This window comes from Acidovorax sp. Leaf191, from assembly GCF_001424425.1.
GTDB lineage: Bacteria > Pseudomonadota > Gammaproteobacteria > Burkholderiales > Burkholderiaceae_C > Acidovorax.
Genome location: NZ_LMPT01000005.1, coordinates 82,407 through 103,966, shown reverse-complemented (window position 1 = coordinate 103,966; position 21,560 = coordinate 82,407). Strand labels below are relative to the sequence as shown.

The window sequence follows — 21,560 nt, the reverse complement described above, 5'->3', positions numbered from 1 at the left end:
TTAAGGGTGCCCGATGTATATTTGACTTGCATAATTTACAGGGGGTGGACAAGATCCACGCGTTCGATGCCCTGCGGCGCCACAATCGCGTCGAGGTTAGAAACAACGCCAGTCAGCTACTGGCAAGCAAGAGCTACCAAGACGATCTGGCGGGCAACATCACACACGACAAACTGAGCCGCCTCACCCAGGCCGCACCAGACAACAGCCTCAAGAACCTGGGCCTGCCGCTGGAGCAATACAGCTACGACCCGGTGGGCAACCCCACGAGCGGCGGCTACCAGCCCGGGATGTGGAGCTACAACGGGGACAACCAGCTCGCCCAGTACCCGCGCACCACGCCCTTCAGCGGGGCGCCAGCGCAGAACACCCAGGTCACCTATACCCCGAAGGGACACACGCAGAGTGAGAAAAGTGGGGCCTGGCTAAGGGAGTACCGCTACAACGCGGCGGAGCGGCTGATCGAGACGAGCCAGAACGGGCAAAGCACCAGTTACCGGTATGACCCCTTCGGGCGAAGGATCAGCAAGAGCATCGGCAGTGCAGGAGCGAGAGCGGGAGCAGGACCATCAACGACCACGTACTACCTGTACAGCGAGACGGGGCTGATGGCAGAAACCGACAGCCAGGGGCAACTGAGCAAAGCGTACGGCTTCAATCCCAAGGCAGCGCAGCAGGGCTTGTGGAGCACCGATCCGATCTGGCAGGCCGACGTAGCAGCCAACAGCTTGACCGACCGAGCCACGATCTACCACTATCTGCACACGGACCACTTGGCAACGCCGACCTTGGCGACGGACAAGACGGGCGGCACTACATGGAAGGGGCGTCAGAGGCGTTTGGGGCGACTACCACGACGATCCAGGCCATCGATATGAACCTGAGGTTCCCGGGGCAGTATTGGGATGAGGAGACGCAGACGCATTACAACTTTAAGCGTGATTACATACCCGGGGTGGGAAGGTATGTGCAGAGCGATCCTATTGGAGTCAAGGGTGGTATGAATACTCTGCTTTATGCGAAAGCTAATACTCTGAAAAATAGTGATCCATTAGGACTGTTCAGTATTTCTGGCGACTGCACGGTGTTGCAGGTGGCAGAGTTGGAGCTAGCCGCTAGGCGGGTGAGAGAATTGCTTGAAAAAGAATGCAAAGGCATAGACTGTCGGAAAAGTGCTTGCATGCCGAATGAGTGGTGTGATCGGATGCTTGAAGTTTTTAATAGAGTCAAGGTAAATTGCACGCAGACTGACAATATAAAAATTGGAGGCTTGATTGACATCAGTGCTGCATGCGCATTTGCACCTGTAGGTGGTGATTCTGTCACGTTTAAGCCCAAAGGCTTTAGATATAAGCCTGGCGAAGATGACAAGTGCGGAGGATGTCCTGCTAGATCTTTGTACCACGAGTTATTTCACAACGCTGGGTTAGATCACGGTCCACAAATACCCAGTCTTTTGTATGGCGGAATTCTTTTTGATGAAGTGAGTGAATATGAGTCTAGATGCGCTAATAAGCTATGTATGTAAGATGTGCTTAGGGGTTGCGCTGGCGAGCGGCGTTGCTTTTGCATCTCCTTATGTTTTGCCTTTGGAAGGTGATTTGGTCAAGTCTGAGATTATTTTCTTGGGAAAAGTAGCGAATATTTTTGATGAAAATTGCATAAGCATTAATGTTTTATTTCCGATTAAGGGGGAATTTGATGAAAAGATTCCTTTCTGTACTTTAGGGATATACAAAAACGAAATTGATCTAAATTTCATTTCAAAACAAAAAAATTTGATCTTCTTTGTGCAAAAAATTAACGATATTTATTATCCAAGATTTCACTATTCCTCTCTTGCATACTTGAATGAAAGAAATTGTGTTGCAATGCTGGGTGTTTTTGATGAGAAGAATAATAATTACATTTTAGAAAGTTTTCAAAATTTCGTAGGACGATTTGATATTAAAAAAATTCCTAAAAAATTTTTCTCAAATGATTCTTGTAAAAAATGGGCGTATTGAATATGGATTTCGATTGATTGATAAAGGAGTTGTTCATCTTTTACGACCAAGATCGTCATTAGTTGTCGCATCCCGAATGGCAGCCAGCAAAGCCACACCTACGACAAAGGGCGCTTGGCCCAGGTCACCCTGCCCGACCAAAGCCGCATCAGCTACCTGGACTACCAATGGATGCAGCCCACCCGCATCCAGACCCCGAGAGCGGCCAAGACCCAGGCATTCGACGCCCTGCAAAGGCACACCCGCATCGAAGTCAAAACCAACGCCAACCAGCTACTGGCAAGCCGCCAATACCAATATGACCTGGCGGGCAACATCACGCAGATCGGCAGCGACCTGGGCAACACCCAGTACGGCTACGACAAACTGAGCCGCCTCACCCAGGCCGCACCAGACAACAGCCTCAAGAACCTGGGCCTGCCGCTGGAGCAATACAGCTACGACCCGGTGGGCAACCGCACCAGCAGCGGCCACCAGCCGGGAGTGTGGAGCTGGGCCTGCCGCTGGAGCAATACAGCTACGACCCGGTGGGCAACCGCACCAGCAGCGGCCACCAGCCGGGAGTGTGGAGCTACAACGGGGACAACCAGCTCACCCAGTACCCGCGCACCACGCCCTTCAGCGGGACGCCAGCGCAGAACACGCAGGTCACCTACACCCCGCAGGGGCACACGCAGAGTGAGAAAAGCGGGGCCTGGCAAAGAGACTACCGCTACAACGCGGCGGAGCGGCTGATCGAGACGAGCCAGAACGGGCAAAGCACCAGTTACCGGTATGACCCGTTCGGGCGAAGGATCAGCAAGAGCATCGGCAGTGCAATAGTGGGAGCGGGCGCAGGACCATGACAAGGCCCAGGACGCCCAAAACCAATGGCATGGTGGAGCGCTTCAATAGCCGCATCGCAGACGTGCTCAAGACCCACCGCTTCAACAGTCGCGAGGACATGCAGCAGACCTTGCAGCGCTATGTGGCGCTGTACAACTACCAATTGCCGCAGTCCGCGCTGGGCAGCAAGACGCCCATGCAGGCCATGAAAGAGTGGTACCAGGAGCGCCCGGATCTGTTTCTCAAGCGGCCACATGATCGTCCGGGATACGACACGTAACGAGTACCTCTTCAGCGAAGGTCGTAAACCGAGTTTGTTTGAGCGTCAACAAATCATGGGAAGGGTGCAGGACCTGTATCCCCATCAGCCTAGTGGAAAAACCCCCTTCGGAGGTTAATGATGCAAGAAACCGTCAATGCAGCTTCCCTTACAGGATCTGAAGCGCTCCGAAAGTATGAGGCTGGCCTGCGCGTTGTCTGTCCTGTGTGCGCCGCAGCGCTTCAGCCCATTCCCGCAGGAGTGCAGCCGGGGCATTCCATATCCGGCCTTGTGTGCCCGACAAACCAGCGACATTACCTGCTATATGGTGAAAATGAGGCTTCCATGAAGAACATCCGTGCATTCATGAAGGAGCTTGGAGCAAAGAGGAAGTAGGTCCATTCCGCCACAAGCCAATCGTGTACCGCCTGGATATCCGCAATAAAAAACGACAAAGCCTCCCCACCCTGGCGCGTAGGCCGGGGTTGGCGAGGGCTTTGTCGTAAGGGTTGGGTTCGCTGCCTGCTGTTGCTGCCGACCTGCGCCGTCAGCCCTGCACCCCAGCGCGGTTCATCGCCGCCAGCACGGCCCGCATCTCCTGGTAGCCGATCACGTTGGTATTGAAAACCGCATAGGTGGGCGTGCCCGGGCTGCTCCCTTCGCTGCTGGCGGTGGTCATCAGCCGGATGTCGTTCAGGCGCCCCGGCATCAGCAGCACGAAGAGTGCATCGAAGTCTCGCGCGTGGGTCCAGCACCTGGTTCACGAAGCGCTGGCGGGCCTTGGGCAACTGGGCGATCTGCTCGATCTGCTGCTCCCACTTACCCAGGCAAGCCCGGACAACAGCCTCAAGAACGTGAGAGGTTCTGCCCAAACGGACTGGATCGAAGTTTGCGGCCTGTCGGTCGGGCCCGACCGGCTCAGCACCGGCGTACCCAGTCACCCATCACTCCCCATCCGGCACCACCGCCGTTGCCTCAATCTCCACCTTCGCCCGCTCCTCCATCAACCCCGCCACCTGCACACACGCCATCGCCGGAAAATTCTTCCCCAGCACCTCGCGGTACACGGCCCCCAGCTCCTTCAGCCGCGCGTTGTACTCCTGGCGGTCCACCACATACCACGTCAGCCGCACCAGATGCTCCGGCCCAGCGCCACCGGCCTGCAGCACGGCCCGCACGTTCAGCAGCGTCTGCCGCGTCTGCGCAATGAAGTCATCGCTCTCGAACTGCTGCTGCGCATTCCAGCCGATCTGACCGCCGGTAAACACCATCGTGCCACGCGCCGCCACGCCATTGGCATAGCCCTTGGGTGCCACCCAACCTTGCGGTTGCAAAAGTGTGTTGATCATGTTGTTTCTACAATCTTCTAAGAGGACGATGATGAGGAAGACGGAGCAGGCGAAGGAGCGCCCGCAGCCCCCTGGCGCAGCTTGAACCGCTGCAGCTTGCCCGTCTCCGTGCGCGGCAATACCGTGACGAACTCCACCACGCGCGGGTACTTGAACGGGGCAATCGTGGCCTTCACGTGGTCCTGCAGGGTCTTGACCATCGCCGCATCGCCGGTGTGCCCGGGTTTCAGCACGCAGATGGCCTTGACCACCATCCCGCGCTCGTCGTCGGGCACGCCGATCACGCCGCACTCGGCCACCGCGGGGTGGCGCAGCAGGGCGTCTTCGACCTCGGGGCCGCCCACGTTGTAGCCTGCGGTGATGATCATGTCGTCGTCGCGCGCCTGGTAGAAGAAGTAGCCGTCTGCGTCCTGCGTGAACGCATCGCCGGGATAGTTCCAGCCATCCTTCACATACTTGGCCTGGCGCGGGTCGTCGAGGTACTTGCAGCCCGTGGGGCCGACCACGGCGAGCTTGCCCACGGTGCCCAGCGGCACCTCCTGGCCGTCGTCGTCCACCACCTTGGCGGTGTAGCCGGGCACGACCTTGCCGATGGCGCCGGGGCGCGTGTCGCCGCCCGCTGAAGAGACAAAGATGTGGAACATTTCGGTGGCGCCGATGCCGTCCGTCATGTCGATGCCGGTAGCTTTTTTCCACAGCTGGCGTGTGGCGTCAGGCAGGCCTTCGCCCGCGCTCACGCTGATGCGAAGTTGCGGCAGGCCGATCTGTTGGGCGAACGGCGCCATCTGCCGGTAGAAGGTGGGCGCGGTGTAGCAGATGGTGACGCCCGCATCGCGCATCAGCGTGACCATGGTCTCGGGCGTGTAGGGCTGGTCCGGGAAGTACACGCTGGCCCCGGCCCACATCGGAAACACGAGCAAGCCGCCCAGCCCGAAGGTGAAGGCCAGCGGCGGCGATCCGGCCACGATGTCGTCGGGCGTGGCCTTGAGCACGTGGCGCGGCCAAGCCTCGCAGGCGGCGAGCACGTCGCGGTGGGTGTGCACGGCTGCCTTGGGCGCGCCCGTGGTGCCGGACGTAAAGGCCATGAGCGCGATGTCGTCGGCGGATGTGGGGCAGGGCGGTGTGGTGCCCGGCTTGGCCTGTGCGCGCTGGATCAGGTCGGCCGCGTCGGGCGCGGTGTGGAAGGGCACGATGGCAGCCAGCACCGGTTGCTGCGCCTGCGCCGCCTGCAGTTCGGCCAGCAGGCGGCCGTCGCACAGCGCCAGCGTGGGCTGTGCGCGTTCGATGATGCTGGCCAGCTCGCCCGCACGCAGCAGCGGCATGGTGGCCACCGCGATCAGGCCGGCGTACACCGTGCCCAGCCAGGCCAGCGCCATCTCCACCGTGTTGCCGCCGCGCAGCAGCACGCGGTTGCCGGGCACGAGGCCGTGGTCCTGCGTCAATACCTCGGCGATGCGCGCCGCTTCGGTCCAGGCGTCGCGGTAGGTGTACGTGCGGTGCGGGCCGCGCAGCAGGGGGCGGTCGATGTGGCCGGCGCGCTCGGCCTGCTCGAACAGCGTCTGCACCAGGTTGGCCTGCGCGGCGACCTGCTGCTCGGGCAGGTCGTAGTGCAGCGTGGGCCAGGCCTCGGGTGGGGGCAGGCGGTCGTGCACGAAATGGTCGGGCTGGGCGGACGGGGCGGTGCTGCTGCTGCTGCTGCTGCTGCTGCTCGTGCTGGTGCTGCTCATGTCGTGTTACTCCTGCAGGGTGGCCTTGCCGATGATGAGTTGCTGCACTTCGGTGGCACCTTCGTAGATGCGCAGCGAGCGGATGTCGCGGTACAGCGACTCGACCTTGCTGCCCACTTCCACGCCGCGGCCGCCGTGCAGTTGCAGCGCCATGTCGATGACGCGCTGGGCGTTTTCGGTGGCGGTCATTTTTGCCATGGCGGCCTCGGCCGTGACCCGGGCCTGGCCCGTGTCGCGCAGCCAGGCCGCGCGGTAGGTGAGCAGCGCGGCGCTGTCCACCAGCGCGGCCATCTCGCCGATCTTGGCCTGCGTGAGCTGAAAGTCCGCCAGCGTCTGGCCGAACATGCGGCGCTGGCGCGCGTGGTGCACGGCCTCAGCCAGTGCGCGGCGCGCCATGCCCAGCGCGGCGGCGGCGACCGACGCGCGAAAGATGTCGAGCGTGCGCATGGCCAGTTTGAAACCGCCATTTTCTTCGCCCAGCAACGCATCGCCAGACACCTTGCAATCGGTGAACTGCAGCGTGGCCAGCGGGTGCGGCGCCATCACGTGGATGTGGCGCGAGGCATCGAGCCCCGGCGTATCCGCATCGACGATGAAGGCGCTGATGCCGCGTGTGCCGCCCGCCGGGTCGGTCTTGGCGAACACGCAGTAGAAGTCGGCAATGCCGCCGTTGCTGATCCAGGTCTTGGTGCCGGTCAGCGAATAGGAGCCGTTGTGGCCGCTACCGCTGGATGAATGAGCGCCAGATGCTATCGTTTGCATAGCGCCCACGTCGGAGCCTGCCTCGGGCTCGCTCAGCGCGAATGCCGCGATCAGCTCGCCGCGCGCCACGCCCTGCAGGTAGTGCGCCTGCTGCGCCGGGCTGCCGGCCAGCGTGATGGCGCCGCTGCCCAGGCCCTGCATGGCGAACGCAAAGTCCGCCAGCGGCGAGTGGTAGGCCAGTGTCTCGCGCAGCAGCACCAGCGCGCGCGAGTCGAGTGCGGGCAGCGCGCCGCCGTGTTCGGCGGGCACGCAGTAGCGCAGCCAGCCGCCCGCGCCCAGGCGCTGCACCCAGTCGCGGCAGGCGGCGCGGTCGTCGGTTTCATCGACCTGCTGCGCGGCGGCCCAGGGCACCAGGCCGTCGGCCAGCGCGCGGTGGGCGTCGTCGAAGAAGGGCAGGGCCAAGTGCGCCATGGAGGGCGGGCGGGGGGCTGGGGGCGTTGCGAGGTGCATCTTCTCAATCCCCTTGGAACACAGGCTTTTGCTTGGCCGCAAACGCCTCGTACGCGCGCCGGAAGTCTTCGGTCTGCATGCAGATGGCCTGCGCCTGCGCCTCGGCCTCGATGGCCTGCTCGATGGTCATGCTCCACTCCTGGCTGAGCATGGTCTTGGTCATGCCGTGGGCGAAGGTGGGGCCGTCGGCCAGCGTGCGCGCCGTGGCCTGCACGTTGGCCAGCAGGTCGGCGCTCTCATACAAATCGTTGAAGAAGCCCCAGGCCAGGCCTTCGTGCGCCGTCATCGCGCGGCCGGTGAACAGCAGCTCGCTGGCGCGGCCCTGGCCGATCATGCGGGGCAGCAGGGCGCAGGCGCCCATGTCGGCACCGGCCAGGCCCACGCGGGTGAAGAGGAAGGCGGTCTTGGTCGCCTGGGTGCCGTAGCGCATGTCGCAGGCCAGCGCCATCATCGCGCCCGCACCGGCGCAGATGCCGTCGATGGCGCCCAGCACGGGCTGCGGGCAGGCGCGCATGGCCTTGACGAGGTCGCCCGTCATGCGCGTGAACTCCAGCAGCTCGGGCATGGTCATGGTGGTCAGCGGCCCGATGATCTCGTGCACGTCGCCGCCCGAGCAGAAGTTGCCGCCCGCGCCGGTGACGACGATGGCCTTCACGTCGGTGGCAAACCGCAGCGCGTAGAAGAAGTCGCGCAGCTCCGAGTAGCTCTGGAAGGTGAGCGGGTTCTTGCGGTCCGGCCGGTTGAGCGTGACGGTGCCCACCCCGCCGTCGAAGCTCCACGCAAAATGCTCGGCCACGTAGCGGGCCTCGGGGTTGAACTGCTCGCGCATAGGGTTGCTGGCCCCGATGAAGTGTTTCATTCGGCTGTCTCCAAAGAGTTGTCTTGGGTGTGTTCCTTCACCTTGCCCAGCAGGCGGTGCAAGGTGGCGATGTCGCGTTCGCCCAGCGTGGCAAACGCCTCGACGATCCACTGCTCGTGCTGGCGCGCCATGTCGTTGAACTGCTGGCGGCCTTGCGGCGTCAGGCGCACCAGGTAGGCGCGGCGGTCGCCTTCCACGTCCAGGCGCTCCACCAGGCCTTCGGCCACCAGCTGGTCGGTGATGCCGGTGATGTTGCCGCTCGTCACCATCATGCGGCGCGAGAGCTCTTTCATCTTCATGCCCTCGGGCGCACGTTCGAGCTGCGCCATCAGGTCAAAGCGCGGCAGCGTGGTGTCGAACTGCGCGCGCAGGTTGCTGCGCACCTGCTTTTCGATGAGCTGCGTGCAGGTGAGCATGCGCAGCCACAGGCGCAGCGCCTCGGGGTGCTCGCTGGGGGCGGCGCCGTGCAGGCGGGCTTCGAGGTCCATGGCTAGCCCTCTTCCTCGGCCGACGCTCTGTTTTTGATAGCTGATGGCGCTTGTGTAGCCAGCGCTGCGACCTGCTTTTGCTTGGCGATCTCGCGCAGCATCTGGTCGCGGCCGCTGGCGTACTGAACGGGCCAGTCGGTGTGCGCGGCGGCCACGGGGCTCAGCTGCGCAGCGGCGTGCAGCGTCCACGCCGGGTCGGCCAGGTGGGGGCGGGCGATGGCGCACAGGTCGGCGCGGCCGGCGGCAATGATGCTGTTGGCGTGGTCGGCCTCGCTGATCGCACCCACGGCCATGGTGGCGATACCCACCTCGTTGCGGATGCGGTCGGCAAACGGCGTTTGGTACATACGGCCGTACACCGGCTTGGCGGCGCGCGTGGTCTGGCCGGACGACACGTCGATCAGGTCGGCGCCTGCGGCCTGGAACAGGCGGGCGATCTGCACCGCGTCGTCGGGTGTGGTGCCGCCCGGCGCCCAGTCGTGGGCCGAGATGCGCACGCTCAATGGCTTGTCGGCCGGCCACACGGCGCGCACGGCGGCGAACACTTCGAGCGGGTAGCGGCAGCGGTTGTCGATGCTGCTGCCGCCGTATTCATCCGTGCGCTGGTTGGTGATGGGGCTGATGAAGCTGGCCAGCAGGTAGCCGTGCGCGCAGTGCAGCTCCAGCCAGTCGAAGCCGCAGGCCGCGGCGCGCTCTGCGCTGGTGACGAACGCGGCGGTCATCCGGTCCATGTCGGCGCGGGTCATGGCGGCGGGCGCCTGGTTCTGCTCGCCGTAGGCCAGGGCGCTGGCGGCCAGCAGGGGCCAGTTGCCATCGGGCAGCGGCTCGTCCGTGCCTTCCCAGCCCACGCGCGTGGAGCCCTTGGGGCCGCTGTGGCCCAGCTGCAGGCCGATCTTGGCGGTGCTGCTGCCGTGCACGAAGTGCACGATGCGCGTGAACGCGGCCTGCTGCGCATCGTTCCACAGCCCGGTGCAGGCAGGGGTGATGCGGCCCTCGGGCGTGGGGCTGGTCATCTCCACCATCACCAGCGCCGCGCCGCCCAGCGCGCGCGCGCCCAGGTGCACCAGGTGGAAGTCCTGCGGCACGCCATCGACCGCGCTGTAGGTGGCCATGGGCGAGACGACGATGCGGTTCTTGAGCGTGAGGCCCTTCAACGCAAAGGGCGTGAGCATCGGGGGAACGGCTGTCTTGCCACCGGCCAGCCAGGTTTCATAGCCCTCCAGCCACTGCGCGTCGCGCAGCCGCAGGTTCTCGTGGCTGATGCGCTGGCTGCGGGTGAGCAGGGAGTACGCGAACTGCTCCACCTCCATGCCGGTGTAGCGGTTCACGTTCTCGAACCATTCGGTGGAGTTGCGCGCGGCGTTCTGGATCTTGAGCACCTCGACGCTGCGGCGCGCCTCGTAGTGGGTGAGGATTTCATCCATGGGCATGCCGTTCGGCAGCCCGGTGGCGAACTCGTTGGCCAGGTCGATCGCGTCTTCGAGCGCGAGCTTGGTGCCGCTGCCGATCGAGAAATGCGCGGTGTGCGCCGCGTCGCCCATCAGCACGATGGGCACCTGCTTGCCGCCGATGGTCTCGCGGTGCACCCAGGTGTTGCAGATCACGCGCGGAAAGCGGATCCAGTTGGCCGAGCCGCGCAGGTGCGTGGCATTGCTGATGAGGGCGTTGCCATCGAGGTACTTGGCAAACAGCTGCTCGCAAAACGCAATCGCCTCGGGCTGCTCCATCTGGTCCAGGCCGTGGGCCTTCCACACCGCTTCGGGGGTCTCGATGATGAAGGTGGAGGTGTCGGCGTCGAACTGGTAGGCGTGCGCCTGGAACCAGCCGTGCTCGGTCTGCTCGAAAGCGAAGGTAAAAGCGTCCAGTTTCTTGTGCGTGCCCAGCCAGACAAAGCGGCACTCGCGCAGGTCGGTGTCAGGCTGGTAGGTGGCGGCGTAGCGCGTGCGGATGCGGCTGTTGAGGCCGTCGCTGGCGATCACCAGGTCGGCGTTGTACTGCGCAGCCAGTGCCTGGTCGTCGGCCACATCGGTCTCGAACACCAGCTCCACGCCCACGGCCAGGCACCGGTCCTGCAGGATGTTGAGCAGCCGCTTGCGCCCGATGCCGCAAAAACCGTGGCCCGAAGAACGCACGCTGCGGCCCTTGAAAAACACCTCGATGTCGTCCCAGTGGTTGAACGCGTCGCCGATGAGCGCGGCCGTGGGCGCGTCGGCCGCCTGCAGGTTGGCCAGCGTCTGGTCGGACAGCACCACGCCCCAGCCGAAGGTGTCGAACGGCCGGTTGCGCTCGACCACGGTGACCCGGTGGGCAGGGTCTTGCTGCTTCATGAGCAGTGCGAAATAAAGGCCTGCGGGCCCGCCGCCAATGCAGAGGATGTTCATGGGAAAATAGTTTAGGCTTAAACAACATGCTGTCAATGGGGCCTTCCCGGCGACCCATGGCGCGGGCAAGGTCATGGCGCCAGGTGTTGACGCAGTGCAGCAAGCTGCCAAGAATAAATTGCATGAAGCACCTTCTGAACACCCTGGAAGGGCGGCTGGCGGCGCTGCCGGTGCCGATGGCCGTGCAACTGCCCGCCGGGCAGCAACTGGGCGCGCGCGACCCCGCGGTCACGCTGCGCTTTCGCGACCGCCTGGCGCTGGTGGCGCTGGCCACGGGCGAGATCGGCAACGTGGGCGCCGCCATCGTCGAAGGCCGGGTGGCGCTGGAGGGCGGCATGCGCGACCTCATGGCCGCGGCCGCGGGCCTGCTGACGCGCGATCCGGCCCGCGACCAGCACCATGGCTGGTGGCAGCGCGTGCTGGCGCGGGCCCGCTCCATGGCCGTGCACACCCTGGGGCACGATGCACGGCATGTGCAGTTCCACTACGACCTGTCCGACGACTTCTATGCGCTGTGGCTGGACGAGCGGCGCGTGTACTCGTGCGCCTACTACCGGGACGCCGCCCTGGACCTGGCGTCCGCGCAGGAGGCCAAGCTCGACCACATCTGCCGCAAGCTGCGCCTGGCGCCCGGCGAGCGCTTTCTCGATATCGGCGCGGGCTGGGGTGGCCTGCTGCTGTGGGCGGCCGAGCATTACGGCGTGGACGCCACGGGCATCACGCTGTCGCACCACCAGCATGCGCACGTGCAGCGCCTCATCGCAGAGCGCGGCCTGCAGGGCCGGGTGCGCATGGAGCTGCGCGACTACCGCGAGCTGCCGCCCGGCCAGCCCTTCGACAAGATCGCCTCGGTCGGCATGTTCGAGCACGTGGGCCGCGCGCAGATGGGCCGCTACTTCGACACCGTGCACCGCCTGCTGCGCCCGGGCGGCCTGATGCTGAACCACGGCATCACCGCCGGCGCGGTGGACAACGCGCAACTGGGCGCGGGCATGGGGGATTTCATCGAGCAGTACATCTTTCCGGGCGGCGAGCTCATCCATGTGAGCGCGGTGCTGCACGACACGGCGCGCGCGGGCCTGGAGATGGTGGACACTGAAAACCTGCGCCCGCACTACGCGCGCACGCTGTGGGCATGGTCCGACAGGCTCGAGGCCCGCCTGCCTGCGGCGCGCGACGTGCTGGCCGCACACTGGGGCAGCGAGCAGGGCGATAAAGTCCTGCGTGCGTACCGCCTGTACCTTGCAGGCAGTGCGCTGGGGTTCGAGCGCGGCTGGATGGCCCTGCACCAGATGCTGGCCGTCCGGCCCGACGGCGACATGGCCACGGGGGCGATGCCCGGCGCACAATCGGACTATCCGTTCACCCGCGAGTACATCTACCGCAGCTGAGTCTGCTTCATCCAACCAAGAAAACGGTTCACCTCCATGCTCTACAAATTCAAATCCCGCGCTGCAGCCGACCTGATCATGCTGGAGCCGCAGGGCCGCCAGGTCGTGACCATCATGGGCAAGACGCCGGGTGCCAGCGGCATCGTGACGGTCGCCCAGATCCCTGCCGCCATCGCAGCGCTCGAGTCGGCCGTGGCCGCCGAAGAAGCCCTGCCGGCCTCTGCAGACGTGGACGGCGACGACGAAGCCACCACGCAGGAACGCGCCGAGACCGTGCGCCTGCGCCAGCGGGTGGCACCGCTGATCGACATGCTCAAGCGCAGCGCGGCCGAGGGCGCGGATGTGGTGTGGGGCGCTTGAACATTTGATCTATTGAGCCCTCACCCAGTGCAGGACTCCCGCTGCTGACTCGGAAGGGCGGGGGGCGCAGGCACAATGCGGCTTTTTTGATGCTCCGATGGGGCATGACGCCGTGAATTCTCGCCTGCCCCGCCTGCCCCGCCTGCGCTACGCCCTTGCGCTGCTTGTTTCCATCGTGGCGGGTTCTGCGCATGCCGGAGCATGCAAGCAGGCGGATCCATCGGGTTCCTGGAAGTGGGATGCCGGAGGTGGCACGTTCTGGATGCAGTTCGGCGACCACAAGAACAAGAAGCCGATGTTTACCCTGCAGCGAGCACCCACGCAGGAAGCCATTCAGATGGTCCTTCCCATTGAGATCGCGTTGTTTCCCAAGGGCCAGGAGGCGCCGGGGATGGTCTCCTTTTCCTTTGAAGGCGGGTTTCACACGCGGCGCTCTTCGGATGTACGCGCCGTGGAAGGCATGGCGTTTTTGCAGGCCTTGAAGGACGGCGGGCATGGCGTGTTCGTTGGAACCCTGACATCCGCTGACCCGCAATTGGGATATTTCGCAGCCGCACATGCCGCGACCAAGAACTCGTTCCGCTTCTACGCAGAAGATTTTTGCTATGAGTTTCCGTTGCCTGCAGAGCCACGGCGGGTCATGGGCGTTCTGCTGGCACCGCAGAAAGTTTTTCGAGAAGAGGCGCCCAAGCTTTTTCAATAGTGGCCGCGCGGCGGCGAGCAAGCTTGGGGCCGGTCAGTCCACCTTCGCCCCAGACGTCTTCACCACCTGCGCCCACTTCTTGTGCTCGTTGTCGATGTGCCTGGCGAAGTCGGCGGGCGTGTTGCCCCCAGGGATCGCGCCTTGCGCCACCAGCCGCTCCTTCATCGCCGGCGTGGCGAGCGACTTGGCGACTTCCTGTTGGATGCGGTTGACGATGTCCGGCGGCGTGCCCGCAGGGGCCAGCAGGCCGAACCACGAGCTGGCTTCGTAACCCTTGAGCGTGGGGCCGCCGGCCTGCTCCACCGTGGGCACATCGGGCAGGGCGCTGGAGCGCTGCGAACTGGTCACTGCCAGGGCGGTCAGCTTGCCCGCCTTGATCTGCGCCATGGACGACGGCAGGTTGTCGAACATCACATCGGCGTTGCCTGCCACCATGTCCAGCAGCGCGGGGCCCGAGCCGCGGTAGGGCAAGTGCAGCATGAAGGTGCCTGTCATGCTCTTGAACAGCTCGCCCGCCAGGTGGATGGAGGTACCGTTGCCACTGGACGCCATGTTCATCTTGCCCGGACTGGCCTTGGCCACGCGGATGAAGTCCTGCACGTTGGAGATGCCCTGGACCTTGGCCTTGTCGGCATTCATCACCATCACGTTGGGCACCGCAGCGACCATGGTGATGGGCACGAAGTCCTTGATCGGGTCGTACGGCAGCTTGGCATACAGCGCGCGGTTGATGCCGTGCGTGCCCACCGTGCCCATCAGCAGCGTGTAGCCGTCAGCCGGTGACTTGGCCACGATCTCGGCCCCCACATTGCCGCCCGCGCCCGCACGGTTGTCCACGATGAACTGCTGTCCGAATGCACGGCTCAGTTCAGGCGCCATGGCACGGGCCAGGATGTCGGTGGTGCCACCCGGGGCGAACGGCACCACGATGCGCACGGGCTTGGTGGGCCAGCCGCCGCCGGTCGTGGGCGCTGCGGTCTGCGCATGGGCAGCGCCCGGTGCTACCAGCAGCGAGCCCGCCGCGGCGATGGCGAGGGCTCCGAGCGCGCTCAGTGTGAAGGCGAGCGCAACGGCCTTGCGGCGGCTGCGCGCCTGGCTGCGGGCCTGGATCTGTGCGCTGGTGCGCGCGGGTTGGTAGGGGGCTGGTTGCGGCTGAGCCATGGGCGGGCTTTCGTAGTACGGATGGTCTTGCAGCTCGACGGCTGTGACTCTCTTTTTACGTGGGCTCGGACGCCCTGCGCAGATGGGATAACCCGTATCAAGTGCCTACTTTGCTACATTGTTCTGCGGGGTTGTAGCCCGTTACACGCGAGCAAGTCTGTTACGCCGCAGGGCGGCTGAAAAGAATTTCCGACTCCTATGATTCGCGCCGCCAGCACCCGGTAGAGGTGCTGCGAATCAGGAGGGATTTGTCGATGGGTTTTCTGGCATGGCCTTTGGAGAGCAACCGCATCCGGCGTGATGTGACGAACAACACTTTCGGCACGGTGCGGACCAACGCCGATGGGACGAAGCGTGATCACCAAGGGTGGGACTTGGTGGCGACCAAGCTCACGGCTTGCTACGCGATTGCGGACGGTGTGATAGAGAAACTCAGCACGGGGTCGCAAGGACACGGCAAGTATCTGTTGCTGAAGTTTTCGTTTCAGGGGCGCACCCTTTTCGCACAGTACTCACACTTGAGCTTGACCAACGTCTCCGAGGGCACACGAGTGACGCAAGGGGAAGTGATCGCGTATACCGGCACTTCCGGTAACGCGAGCGGGATGACGGGCGAAGACCAGCATCTGCATTTTGAAATACGAACCAACCCGAAAGGCGGACAGGGCTTGGGCGGAAGAGTCGACCCTGCAACGCTCTATGGCCGTGCACCCAGAGGTGTCGCTATTCTCGAATCCCATGGGCAAAAACTTCTGCTGTCCGGCAGCACAGGTTTGAAAATGAACGCGGCAGACATGAGGCGCTGGTGATGAGCAAACACTTCTCTTGGATGTTGGCGTTTTGCGCGGTCCTGGCTGCTTGCAAGCCCGGTGAGCGACCGCTGCCGACAGCGGTGTCCGACGCGCAGGCGCTCATCGGCAAGGAGTTTCTGGTCTCTGCGTCGCAGGGCAGATTTGTGGAAGGTTCCCCTTGTGACTTTGTGAGCAGTGGGGCGATATGGGCGAACGGGAAGGAGCAGGTTGGCTGGTTCGACGGCGTGGCGGTGTGCGGTGGTGAGCCGGTGCTCTATTTGTCCAGAACGCGCGAAAGTCCGCTCTTGCAAAACGGCGACACGCCCATCATCAGCCTGCCCCATCGGAAGATCGTGGCCGTACAGGTGTTGCCCAAGGTGTCCAACTACAGCGATGCAGATACGCGTGAAGATCCACTGGAGCTGATTGACCCTTTCGCAGGGCAATGCAGCACGGACATGCCGGATGATCCTTTTTACTACGTGCTGGTCAGATGGGGCGGGAAAGACTCGGTGTCCGGGCCCCCTGGCATCGTGGCCGTGTGGGGCGTGGATTTGGCGAACCAACGCTATGTATCCCTCGACCCTCGGCGTTTCTCGTGCGAACAGGTGACCATGGACTGAGTCCGACATGGGTTGGCAGTGTGTCTGGCTCACTCGCCAGCCGAGCCGAGCCGACCGTAGAACCATCCAGTCATTCAACGTCCCGCCAGCGTCCCAAGAAAAAAGCCGCCCTGCCTTTCGGCAGGGCGGCTTTCAGCATGTCCATCGTGGGCCTGGCGCATCAGTTCGCGCCAAGCCGCAGCGAATGCATCAGTCCGCGTACGAACCCGCCGCCTTGATGGCCGCACCGAACTTCTCGGTCTCAGCCAGCACGAACTTCTTGTGTTCAGCCGGCTCGACGCGCTTGTCGGTCGCAACCACGGCGCCCAGGCCTTCTTGCTTCTTGATGAACTCGGGGTCCTTCAGGGCGACCTTGAGGGCGTCGTTGATCTTGGTCAGCACGGCGGCGGGTGTGCCCTTGGGGGCGTACAGGCCGTGCCAGATGGTCACGTTGAAGTCCTTCACACCCGACTCGGCCAGCGTGGGCAGGTCTTTCAGGGCGGGGGTGGTCAGGCGCTTGCTGGTGGTCACGGCATAGGCCTTGACCTTCTTGCTTTCGATCTGCGACGTGGTGTTGGTGGTCTGGTCGCACAGCAGGTCGATCTGGCCGCCGATCAGGTCGGTGATGGCAGGTGCGGTGCCCTTGTACGGTACGGCGGTCATGTCGACCTGCACGGCGCTCTGGAAGATCAGGCCGCACAGGTGCGATGCCGAGCCCTGGCCTGCGTTGCCCAGGTTGATCTTGCCCTTGTTCTGCTGCAGCCAGCCAGCCAGTTCCTTGTAGTTGTTGGCGGGCATCGAGGGGCGGGCGATGAGCGTCATGGGCACGTCGTTGATCACGCCCAGGTATTCGAAGTCGTTGGCGACGTTGAAGGCCAGCTTGCGGTACATGGTGGGCATGGTGGCCATGCTCACGTGGTTGAGCAGCAGGGTGTAGCCGTCCGGTGCGGCGCGGGCCACCTTGGCGGAGCCGATGGTGCTGCCGGCGCCGGCCGAGTTGTCCACCACCACGCTGATGCCGCCCAGGGGCTTGCGGATGGCTTCGGCCAGGTCGCGCGCCACGCGGTCGGTGGGGCCGCCGGCGGCGTAGGGGACCACGATGGTGATCGTCTTGTCCTTGGACGGGAACTCCTGGGCGCTGGCGCCAAAGGCGGTGGCTGCAGCGGCAGCGATCAGTGCGAGTTTCAGCATTTTTTTCATGGTCTCTCCTGTAAATGACGGGCCATGATAGCGAGGGGGGTCTGGCGAGGTATTGCGGATATTACGTAGCACACCCCCTGCAGGGTCTTCAAGCCAAAAAGGCCCGCAGCGCTTGCCAATCAAGCGGCAAGCGCTATTGAATAGTGAGCATGCGTTAGGGTAAATACTGCAGTTCCCGGGGGGGCAGGATGGGAATGGCGGGCGGTGGCGGCCGCCTGAATGGGCGGTTTCTTGCGCTGGCGCAAACCTGCGGTGCCGTGCGGTGGACGCGTGGCACCAGGTTTGGCCGCAGCCGGCGGCCGGGCGCGCCGCGGCCAAGCCGATGGCCTACTGGTAGCTTCTGGCGTCCTCGATCACCTTGCCGTCGTTGGGCAAGGTGCCGGGGGCCACCATCTGCACGTCGCCGCGCAGCTTGGTCACTTCGCGGATGGCGTCGCCCAGTTGGCGCGCCAGGCCTTCGGCGGTCTCGGTGGTCTCGACCTGCAGCACCATCTGGTCGTTGGCCATCTCGCCGCTGACCACCAGGCGTGCGCGCAGCACCTGCGGAAACCGCCGTGCGATGGTCGCGATCTGGCCCGGGTGCACGAACATGCCGCGCACCTTGGTCGTCTGGTCCGCGCGGCCCATCCAGCCCTTGATGCGGGTGTTGGTGCGGCCGGTGGGGCAGGTGCCCGGCAGCACGGCCGAGAGGTCGCCGGTGCCGAAGCGGATCAGCGGGTAGTCGGGGTTGAGCGTGGTCACCACCAGTTCGCCCACCTCGCCCTCGGGCACCGGGTCGCCGGTGCCGGGGCGCACGATCTCGACGATGACGCCTTCGTCCAGCACCAGGCCTTCGCGTGCCGAGGTCTCGTACGCGATCAGGCCCAGGTCGGCCGTGGCGTAGCACTGGTAGCCCGCGATGCCGCGCTCGGCAAACCAGTCGCGCAGCGACGGCGGGAACGCCTCGCCGGACACCAGCGCCTTGGTCACCGTGGGCAGCGGCACGCCCAGCTCGGCGGCTTTTTCCACGATGATCTTCAGAAAGCTCGGTGTGCCGATGTAGCCCGCGGGCCGCAGCTCGGCCATGGCCTGCACCTGCTGCTCGGTCTGGCCCGTACCGCCCGCAAACACGGTGCAGCCCAGCGCATGGGCGCCGGTCTCCATCATCGAACCCGCGGGCACGAAGTGGTAGCTGAAGCTGTTGTGGATCAGCTCGCCCCGCCGAAACCCCGCCGCGTAGATCGCCCGCGCCATGCGCCAATAGTCGGGCCGCGTGCCCTCGGGCTCGTAGATGGTGCCCGGGCTCGCGAACACCCGCGGCATGCCCGCCCCAAAGCCCAGCGCCGAAAACCCGCCGAACACATTGCTCGCGCGCTGCGCCTGCTGGCGCTCCAGCAGCTCGTACTTGCGCGTGACCGGCAGTCGCGCCAGAGCCGCACGGCTGGTCACCCCCGCCGCATCCACGCCGGCCAGGATGCCCGCGAATGCAGGACTGCTTTGCTGCGCATGCCCCACCTGCCGCGGCAACGCCGCCAGCAGCGCCGCCTCGCGCTCGGCCGCGCTCCGGGTTTCCTGGGCGTCAAAAAACGTCGTCATGCCGGGATTCCTCTGCAGTGTTTTGAATGAAATAAGCCGCTACCGCACACCCATCAAGCGCCAGCAGCTATGAAATCAGGAGTAAACAAAAAACGTTGAATGCGTCACGCCGCCAAACCCCCGCTGCCCCCACCCAGCGCACCCGCGGATCTGGCTCCGCCAGTCCACCGGGTGCGTCCCCCTGAGGGGGAAGGCGCGCCAGCGCCTCAGGGGGCACCCTAGGCCAACCAGCGCTTGCGCCGCTTGTAGCTCTTGACATCCTTGAAGCTCTTGCGCTCCCCGCCGCCCACGCCCAGGTAGAACTCCTTGACGTCCTCGTTGTTGGCCAGGTCGCTCGCGGCGCCGTCCATCACCACGCGGCCGCTTTCCATGATGTAGCCGTAGTCCGAATATTTGAGGGCCATGTTGGTGTTCTGCTCGGCCAGCAGGAAGGTGACCTTTTCCTTGGTGTTCAGGTCCTTCACGATGTTGAACACCTCCTCCACGATCTGCGGCGCCAGGCCCATGGAGGGCTCGTCGAGCAGCACCATGCTGGGGTTGGCCATCAACGCGCGGCCGATGGCGCACATCTGCTGCTCGCCGCCCGACGTGTACGCCGCCTGCGAGGTGCGCCGTGTCTTCAGCCGCGGAAAGTAGTTGTAGACCTTCTCCAGGTTGGCCGCGATCTCGGCCTTGCTGGTGCGGGTGTAGCTGCCCGTCATCAGGTTCTCTTCGATGGTCAGGTGGGCAAAGCAGTGCCGCCCCTCCATCACCTGCACCACGCCGCGCTGCACCAGGTCGGCGGGCGACAAATTCTCGATGCGCTCGCCGCGCAGCTCGATGCTGCCCTTGGTGACCTCGCCACGCTCCCCCTGCAGCAGGTTGGAGATCGCGCGCAGCGTGGTGGTCTTGCCCGCCCCGTTGCCCCCCAGGATCGCCACGATGGAGCCCTGCGGCACCTGCAACGAAACGCCCTTGAGCACCAGGATCACATGGTTGTAGATGACCTCGATGCCGTTGACGTTGAGAACGATATTGCTGTTGGAGTCCATGGTCTTCTCTTCCTTCGCTGTGCCAATCCAAAGAGCTGCGGTAGTTCGCAACGCTTTGGGTTGGCGGCTGCCCCCGGGAGCAACCGCTTCGTCACACCCGTCGGTACGGTCGCAGCCCAGACGCGAGGGCCACCGCGCAAGGGCCGCCCCGCCGCGCTGGTGGCGTCCCCCTTCCCGAATCGCGCCAGCGATTCGAGAGAAGGGGGAAGCGGCGCAGCCGCTCAGGGGGATGTACTTAGCTTTGGCAGTCGGCAGCGTCGCGACGCGTCATCTTCTTGTCCGCCAGATACTTCTCCGCACCGGCCTTCACCATGGGCTTCAGGATCTGCTCATCGGCCTGGTACCAGTCGGACGAGAAGTCCCACTTCTTGCCGTCCCAGGTGTGCACGCGCGCCCAGGTGGAGCCCATGTGGTCGGCGCAGCTGGTGGACAGGGGGCGCATCACGCCGCCAAAGCCCATGGCGTCGAGCTTCTTCTGGTCCAGTGCCAGGTTCTCCATGCCCCAGCGCACCTGCTCGCCGGTCATGACCTTGCCCTTGCCGAAGCGCTCCTGCGCGCGGCGCACCGACTCGACCGCCAGCATCTGGATGATCACGCCGCGCGTGTACAGCACCGAGCCCACTTCGTCCTTGGGGCCCGTGCCCTGGCCCTTGTCGTGCACGTGCTTCATGATGTCCTGGATGACCTTGCTCTGCGTGCCGTAGCCGTTCAGCGCCAGGGCGTGGTAGCCCTTGGCGCCTTCGCCCACATCGCGCACGTCCGGCTCGGCGCCGGCCCACCACACGCCATACAGCTTGTCGCGCGGGAAGCCTGTGGCCTGCGCTTCCTTCAGGGCGGTGGAGTTCATCACGCCCCAGCCCCACAGCAGCACGTAGTCGGGGCGGCTCTGGCGCACCTGCAGCCAGGTGGCTTTCTGCTCCACGCCGGGCGCGGTCACGGGCAGCATCTGCAGCTCGAAGCCGTGCATCTTGGCGCGCTCCTGCAGCAGCGGGATGGGCTCCTTGCCGAAGGGGCTGTCGTGGTAGACCAGCGCGATCTTCTTGCCCTTGAGCTTGTCCAGCCCGCCGGCGGACTTGCCGATGTGCTGGATCAGGATGTCGGCGCCGGTCCAGTAGCTGCCCATGAAGGGGAAGTTCCACTTGAACGCCTGGCCGTCCTGCGCCACCGACAGGCCGTAGCCCAGCGTCATCAGCGGGATCTTGTCCACGGGCGCTTTTTCGGTCAGCGCAAAGGTGATGCCGGTGGCCTGCGGGTCGAACAGCGCCACGCCGGGCTTGCCCTTCAGACGCTCGTAGCACTCCACGCCGCGGTCGGTGGCGTAACCCGTTTCACATTCTTCAAAGGTCAGCTTCACGCCGTTGATCCCGCCGTCGCGGGCGTTGATCATCTTGATGTAGTCCTGCTTGCCGTTGGCCCAAGGCACGCCGTTGGGAGCGTAGGGGCCCGTGCGGTAAGACAGCAGCGGGAAGAACTGCTCCTTGGCTTGCGCGAAGGCACTCGTCGCGACGGACGATGCGCCAGCGGCAACCACCGCAGCGGCGATCACGAGTTTCGAAAGCTTCATGGATGTCTCCTTTGAATGAATGTGTTGAAGCACGGGGAAGAAACTGACGGATTCAAGGGCTGCGAGCTTTGCACTG

Annotated in this window: 21 protein-coding genes and 1 pseudogene; 10 read left to right on the top strand and 12 right to left on the bottom strand. The window is 64.4% G+C overall.

The annotated features are described in order from the left end of the window. Positions 1-44: 44 nt before the first annotated feature. The 5 genes and pseudogenes from ASG27_RS06115 to ASG27_RS06105 form a co-directional block, all read left to right on the top strand. Entirely contained in the window at positions 45-878 is an 834-nt protein-coding gene (locus ASG27_RS06115; protein ID WP_056434582.1) for a hypothetical protein, read from the top strand. Beyond that, positions 875-1,528: an RHS repeat-associated core domain-containing protein gene (locus ASG27_RS25775; RefSeq protein WP_235504169.1), complete on the top strand. Its 654-nt coding sequence runs from the start codon at positions 875-877 to the stop codon at positions 1,526-1,528. The genes ASG27_RS06115 and ASG27_RS25775 overlap by 4 nt, the downstream gene beginning before the upstream one ends. Further along, positions 1,494-2,006 carry a hypothetical protein gene (locus ASG27_RS26525; protein ID WP_156370510.1) on the top strand — a complete coding sequence of 171 codons (513 nt, stop codon included), beginning with the start codon at positions 1,494-1,496 and terminating at the stop codon, positions 2,004-2,006. The genes ASG27_RS25775 and ASG27_RS26525 overlap by 35 nt, the downstream gene beginning before the upstream one ends. Positions 2,007-2,491: 485 nt before the next feature. Further along, positions 2,492-2,851 carry an RHS repeat domain-containing protein gene (locus ASG27_RS06110; RefSeq protein WP_056434579.1) on the top strand — a complete coding sequence of 120 codons (360 nt, stop codon included), beginning with the start codon at positions 2,492-2,494 and terminating at the stop codon, positions 2,849-2,851. Further along, a pseudogene (locus ASG27_RS06105) lies at positions 2,851-3,111 on the top strand (integrase core domain-containing protein); the annotation flags it as partial. The gene ASG27_RS06110 and the pseudogene ASG27_RS06105, both read left to right, overlap by 1 nt. Positions 3,112-3,637: 526 nt before the next feature. On the opposite strand, the gene ASG27_RS26520 reads toward ASG27_RS06105, so the two are convergent. From ASG27_RS26520 to ASG27_RS06075, 7 genes are all read right to left on the bottom strand, one after another. Further along, on the bottom strand, positions 3,638-3,808 hold the full coding sequence (locus ASG27_RS26520) for a hypothetical protein (RefSeq protein WP_156370508.1): 171 nt from the start codon (positions 3,806-3,808) through the stop codon (positions 3,638-3,640). Between the two features lie 226 nt (positions 3,809-4,034). Continuing rightward, a complete protein-coding gene (locus ASG27_RS06100) occupies positions 4,035-4,439 on the bottom strand; it encodes a RidA family protein (protein WP_056409850.1) in 405 nt (134 codons plus the stop codon). 17 nt (positions 4,440-4,456) lie between these two features. After that, complete coding sequence (locus tag ASG27_RS06095) at positions 4,457-6,166, bottom strand: AMP-binding protein (protein WP_056409847.1); 1,710 nt, start codon at positions 6,164-6,166, stop codon at positions 4,457-4,459. Between the two features lie 6 nt (positions 6,167-6,172). Then, positions 6,173-7,378: an acyl-CoA dehydrogenase family protein gene (locus tag ASG27_RS06090; protein WP_056409844.1), complete on the bottom strand. Its 1,206-nt coding sequence runs from the start codon at positions 7,376-7,378 to the stop codon at positions 6,173-6,175. A 4-nt stretch (positions 7,379-7,382) separates the two neighbouring features. Continuing rightward, the gene (locus ASG27_RS06085) at positions 7,383-8,237 is read right to left on the bottom strand and encodes an enoyl-CoA hydratase family protein (protein ID WP_056164182.1); all 855 of its coding nucleotides are present in this window, start codon (positions 8,235-8,237) and stop codon (positions 7,383-7,385) included. After that, positions 8,234-8,725 carry a MarR family winged helix-turn-helix transcriptional regulator gene (locus ASG27_RS06080; RefSeq protein ID WP_056164186.1) on the bottom strand — a complete coding sequence of 164 codons (492 nt, stop codon included), beginning with the start codon at positions 8,723-8,725 and terminating at the stop codon, positions 8,234-8,236. The genes ASG27_RS06085 and ASG27_RS06080 overlap by 4 nt, the downstream gene beginning before the upstream one ends. A 2-nt stretch (positions 8,726-8,727) precedes the next feature. Then, positions 8,728-11,106: a bifunctional salicylyl-CoA 5-hydroxylase/oxidoreductase gene (locus ASG27_RS06075; protein ID WP_056409841.1), complete on the bottom strand. Its 2,379-nt coding sequence runs from the start codon at positions 11,104-11,106 to the stop codon at positions 8,728-8,730. Between the two features lie 122 nt (positions 11,107-11,228). On the opposite strand from ASG27_RS06075, the gene ASG27_RS06070 reads away from it, so the two are divergent. From ASG27_RS06070 to ASG27_RS06060, 3 genes are all read left to right on the top strand, one after another. Next, positions 11,229-12,497 carry a class I SAM-dependent methyltransferase gene (locus ASG27_RS06070; RefSeq protein ID WP_056409838.1) on the top strand — a complete coding sequence of 423 codons (1,269 nt, stop codon included), beginning with the start codon at positions 11,229-11,231 and terminating at the stop codon, positions 12,495-12,497. 36 nt (positions 12,498-12,533) lie between these two features. Then, the gene (locus ASG27_RS06065) at positions 12,534-12,857 is read left to right on the top strand and encodes a DUF1840 domain-containing protein (RefSeq protein WP_056409835.1); all 324 of its coding nucleotides are present in this window, start codon (positions 12,534-12,536) and stop codon (positions 12,855-12,857) included. 112 nt (positions 12,858-12,969) lie between these two features. After that, positions 12,970-13,560 (top strand): hypothetical protein, encoded by a 591-nt coding sequence (locus tag ASG27_RS06060; RefSeq protein ID WP_156370506.1) that lies wholly within the window; start codon positions 12,970-12,972, stop codon positions 13,558-13,560. Between the two features lie 33 nt (positions 13,561-13,593). Here the strand turns inward: ASG27_RS06060 and ASG27_RS06055 are convergent, their stop codons facing one another. Next, entirely contained in the window at positions 13,594-14,721 is a 1,128-nt protein-coding gene (locus tag ASG27_RS06055) for a Bug family tripartite tricarboxylate transporter substrate binding protein (protein WP_235503835.1), read from the bottom strand. 254 nt (positions 14,722-14,975) lie between these two features. Between ASG27_RS06055 and ASG27_RS06050 the strand changes: the two genes are divergently transcribed. Next, the gene (locus ASG27_RS06050) at positions 14,976-15,530 is read left to right on the top strand and encodes a M23 family metallopeptidase (RefSeq protein ID WP_056409830.1); all 555 of its coding nucleotides are present in this window, start codon (positions 14,976-14,978) and stop codon (positions 15,528-15,530) included. After that, positions 15,530-16,135, top strand: coding sequence for a hypothetical protein (locus ASG27_RS06045; RefSeq protein ID WP_056409827.1), 606 nt, complete (start codon positions 15,530-15,532; stop codon positions 16,133-16,135). The genes ASG27_RS06050 and ASG27_RS06045 overlap by 1 nt, the downstream gene beginning before the upstream one ends. 189 nt (positions 16,136-16,324) lie before the next feature. Here ASG27_RS06045 and ASG27_RS06040 read toward each other — a convergent pair whose 3' ends face one another. The 4 genes from ASG27_RS06040 to ASG27_RS06025 all read right to left on the bottom strand — a co-directional run bounded on the left by ASG27_RS06040 (position 16,325) and on the right by ASG27_RS06025 (position 21,484). Continuing rightward, positions 16,325-17,314 carry a tripartite tricarboxylate transporter substrate-binding protein gene (locus ASG27_RS06040; protein ID WP_056409823.1) on the bottom strand — a complete coding sequence of 330 codons (990 nt, stop codon included), beginning with the start codon at positions 17,312-17,314 and terminating at the stop codon, positions 16,325-16,327. A gap of 327 nt (positions 17,315-17,641) precedes the next feature. Next, positions 17,642-18,889 (bottom strand): phenylacetate--CoA ligase family protein, encoded by a 1,248-nt coding sequence (locus ASG27_RS06035; protein WP_056409821.1) that lies wholly within the window; start codon positions 18,887-18,889, stop codon positions 17,642-17,644. A 218-nt stretch (positions 18,890-19,107) separates the two neighbouring features. Then, positions 19,108-19,920: an ABC transporter ATP-binding protein gene (locus ASG27_RS06030; protein ID WP_055400025.1), complete on the bottom strand. Its 813-nt coding sequence runs from the start codon at positions 19,918-19,920 to the stop codon at positions 19,108-19,110. Positions 19,921-20,155: 235 nt separating this feature from the next. After that, on the bottom strand, positions 20,156-21,484 hold the full coding sequence (locus ASG27_RS06025; RefSeq protein WP_056164207.1) for an ABC transporter substrate-binding protein: 1,329 nt from the start codon (positions 21,482-21,484) through the stop codon (positions 20,156-20,158). Positions 21,485-21,560: the final 76 nt, after the last annotated feature.

What these genes read in the sequence shown, in the direction of transcription:
- ASG27_RS06075 (WP_056409841.1), bottom strand. Translation starts at nt 11,106, where the DNA reads ATGAACATCCTCTGCATTGGCGGCGGGCCCGCAGGCCTTTATTTCGCA.
- ASG27_RS06035 (WP_056409821.1), bottom strand. Translation starts at nt 18,889, where the DNA reads ATGACGACGTTTTTTGACGCCCAGGAAACCCGGAGCGCGGCCGAGCGC.
- ASG27_RS06070 (WP_056409838.1), top strand. Translation starts at nt 11,229, where the DNA reads ATGAAGCACCTTCTGAACACCCTGGAAGGGCGGCTGGCGGCGCTGCCG.
- ASG27_RS25775 (WP_235504169.1), top strand. Translation starts at nt 875, where the DNA reads ATGAACCTGAGGTTCCCGGGGCAGTATTGGGATGAGGAGACGCAGACG.
- ASG27_RS06040 (WP_056409823.1), bottom strand. Translation starts at nt 17,314, where the DNA reads ATGAAAAAAATGCTGAAACTCGCACTGATCGCTGCCGCTGCAGCCACC.
- ASG27_RS06050 (WP_056409830.1), top strand. Translation starts at nt 14,976, where the DNA reads ATGGGTTTTCTGGCATGGCCTTTGGAGAGCAACCGCATCCGGCGTGAT.
- ASG27_RS06030 (WP_055400025.1), bottom strand. Translation starts at nt 19,920, where the DNA reads ATGGACTCCAACAGCAATATCGTTCTCAACGTCAACGGCATCGAGGTC.
- ASG27_RS06025 (WP_056164207.1), bottom strand. Translation starts at nt 21,484, where the DNA reads ATGAAGCTTTCGAAACTCGTGATCGCCGCTGCGGTGGTTGCCGCTGGC.
- ASG27_RS06100 (WP_056409850.1), bottom strand. Translation starts at nt 4,439, where the DNA reads ATGATCAACACACTTTTGCAACCGCAAGGTTGGGTGGCACCCAAGGGC.
- ASG27_RS06055 (WP_235503835.1), bottom strand. Translation starts at nt 14,721, where the DNA reads ATGGCTCAGCCGCAACCAGCCCCCTACCAACCCGCGCGCACCAGCGCA.
- ASG27_RS06045 (WP_056409827.1), top strand. Translation starts at nt 15,530, where the DNA reads ATGAGCAAACACTTCTCTTGGATGTTGGCGTTTTGCGCGGTCCTGGCT.
- ASG27_RS06090 (WP_056409844.1), bottom strand. Translation starts at nt 7,378, where the DNA reads ATGCACCTCGCAACGCCCCCAGCCCCCCGCCCGCCCTCCATGGCGCAC.
- ASG27_RS06085 (WP_056164182.1), bottom strand. Translation starts at nt 8,237, where the DNA reads ATGAAACACTTCATCGGGGCCAGCAACCCTATGCGCGAGCAGTTCAAC.
- ASG27_RS06080 (WP_056164186.1), bottom strand. Translation starts at nt 8,725, where the DNA reads ATGGACCTCGAAGCCCGCCTGCACGGCGCCGCCCCCAGCGAGCACCCC.
- ASG27_RS26525 (WP_156370510.1), top strand. Translation starts at nt 1,494, where the DNA reads ATGAGTCTAGATGCGCTAATAAGCTATGTATGTAAGATGTGCTTAGGG.
- ASG27_RS06065 (WP_056409835.1), top strand. Translation starts at nt 12,534, where the DNA reads ATGCTCTACAAATTCAAATCCCGCGCTGCAGCCGACCTGATCATGCTG.
- ASG27_RS06095 (WP_056409847.1), bottom strand. Translation starts at nt 6,166, where the DNA reads ATGAGCAGCACCAGCACGAGCAGCAGCAGCAGCAGCAGCAGCAGCACC.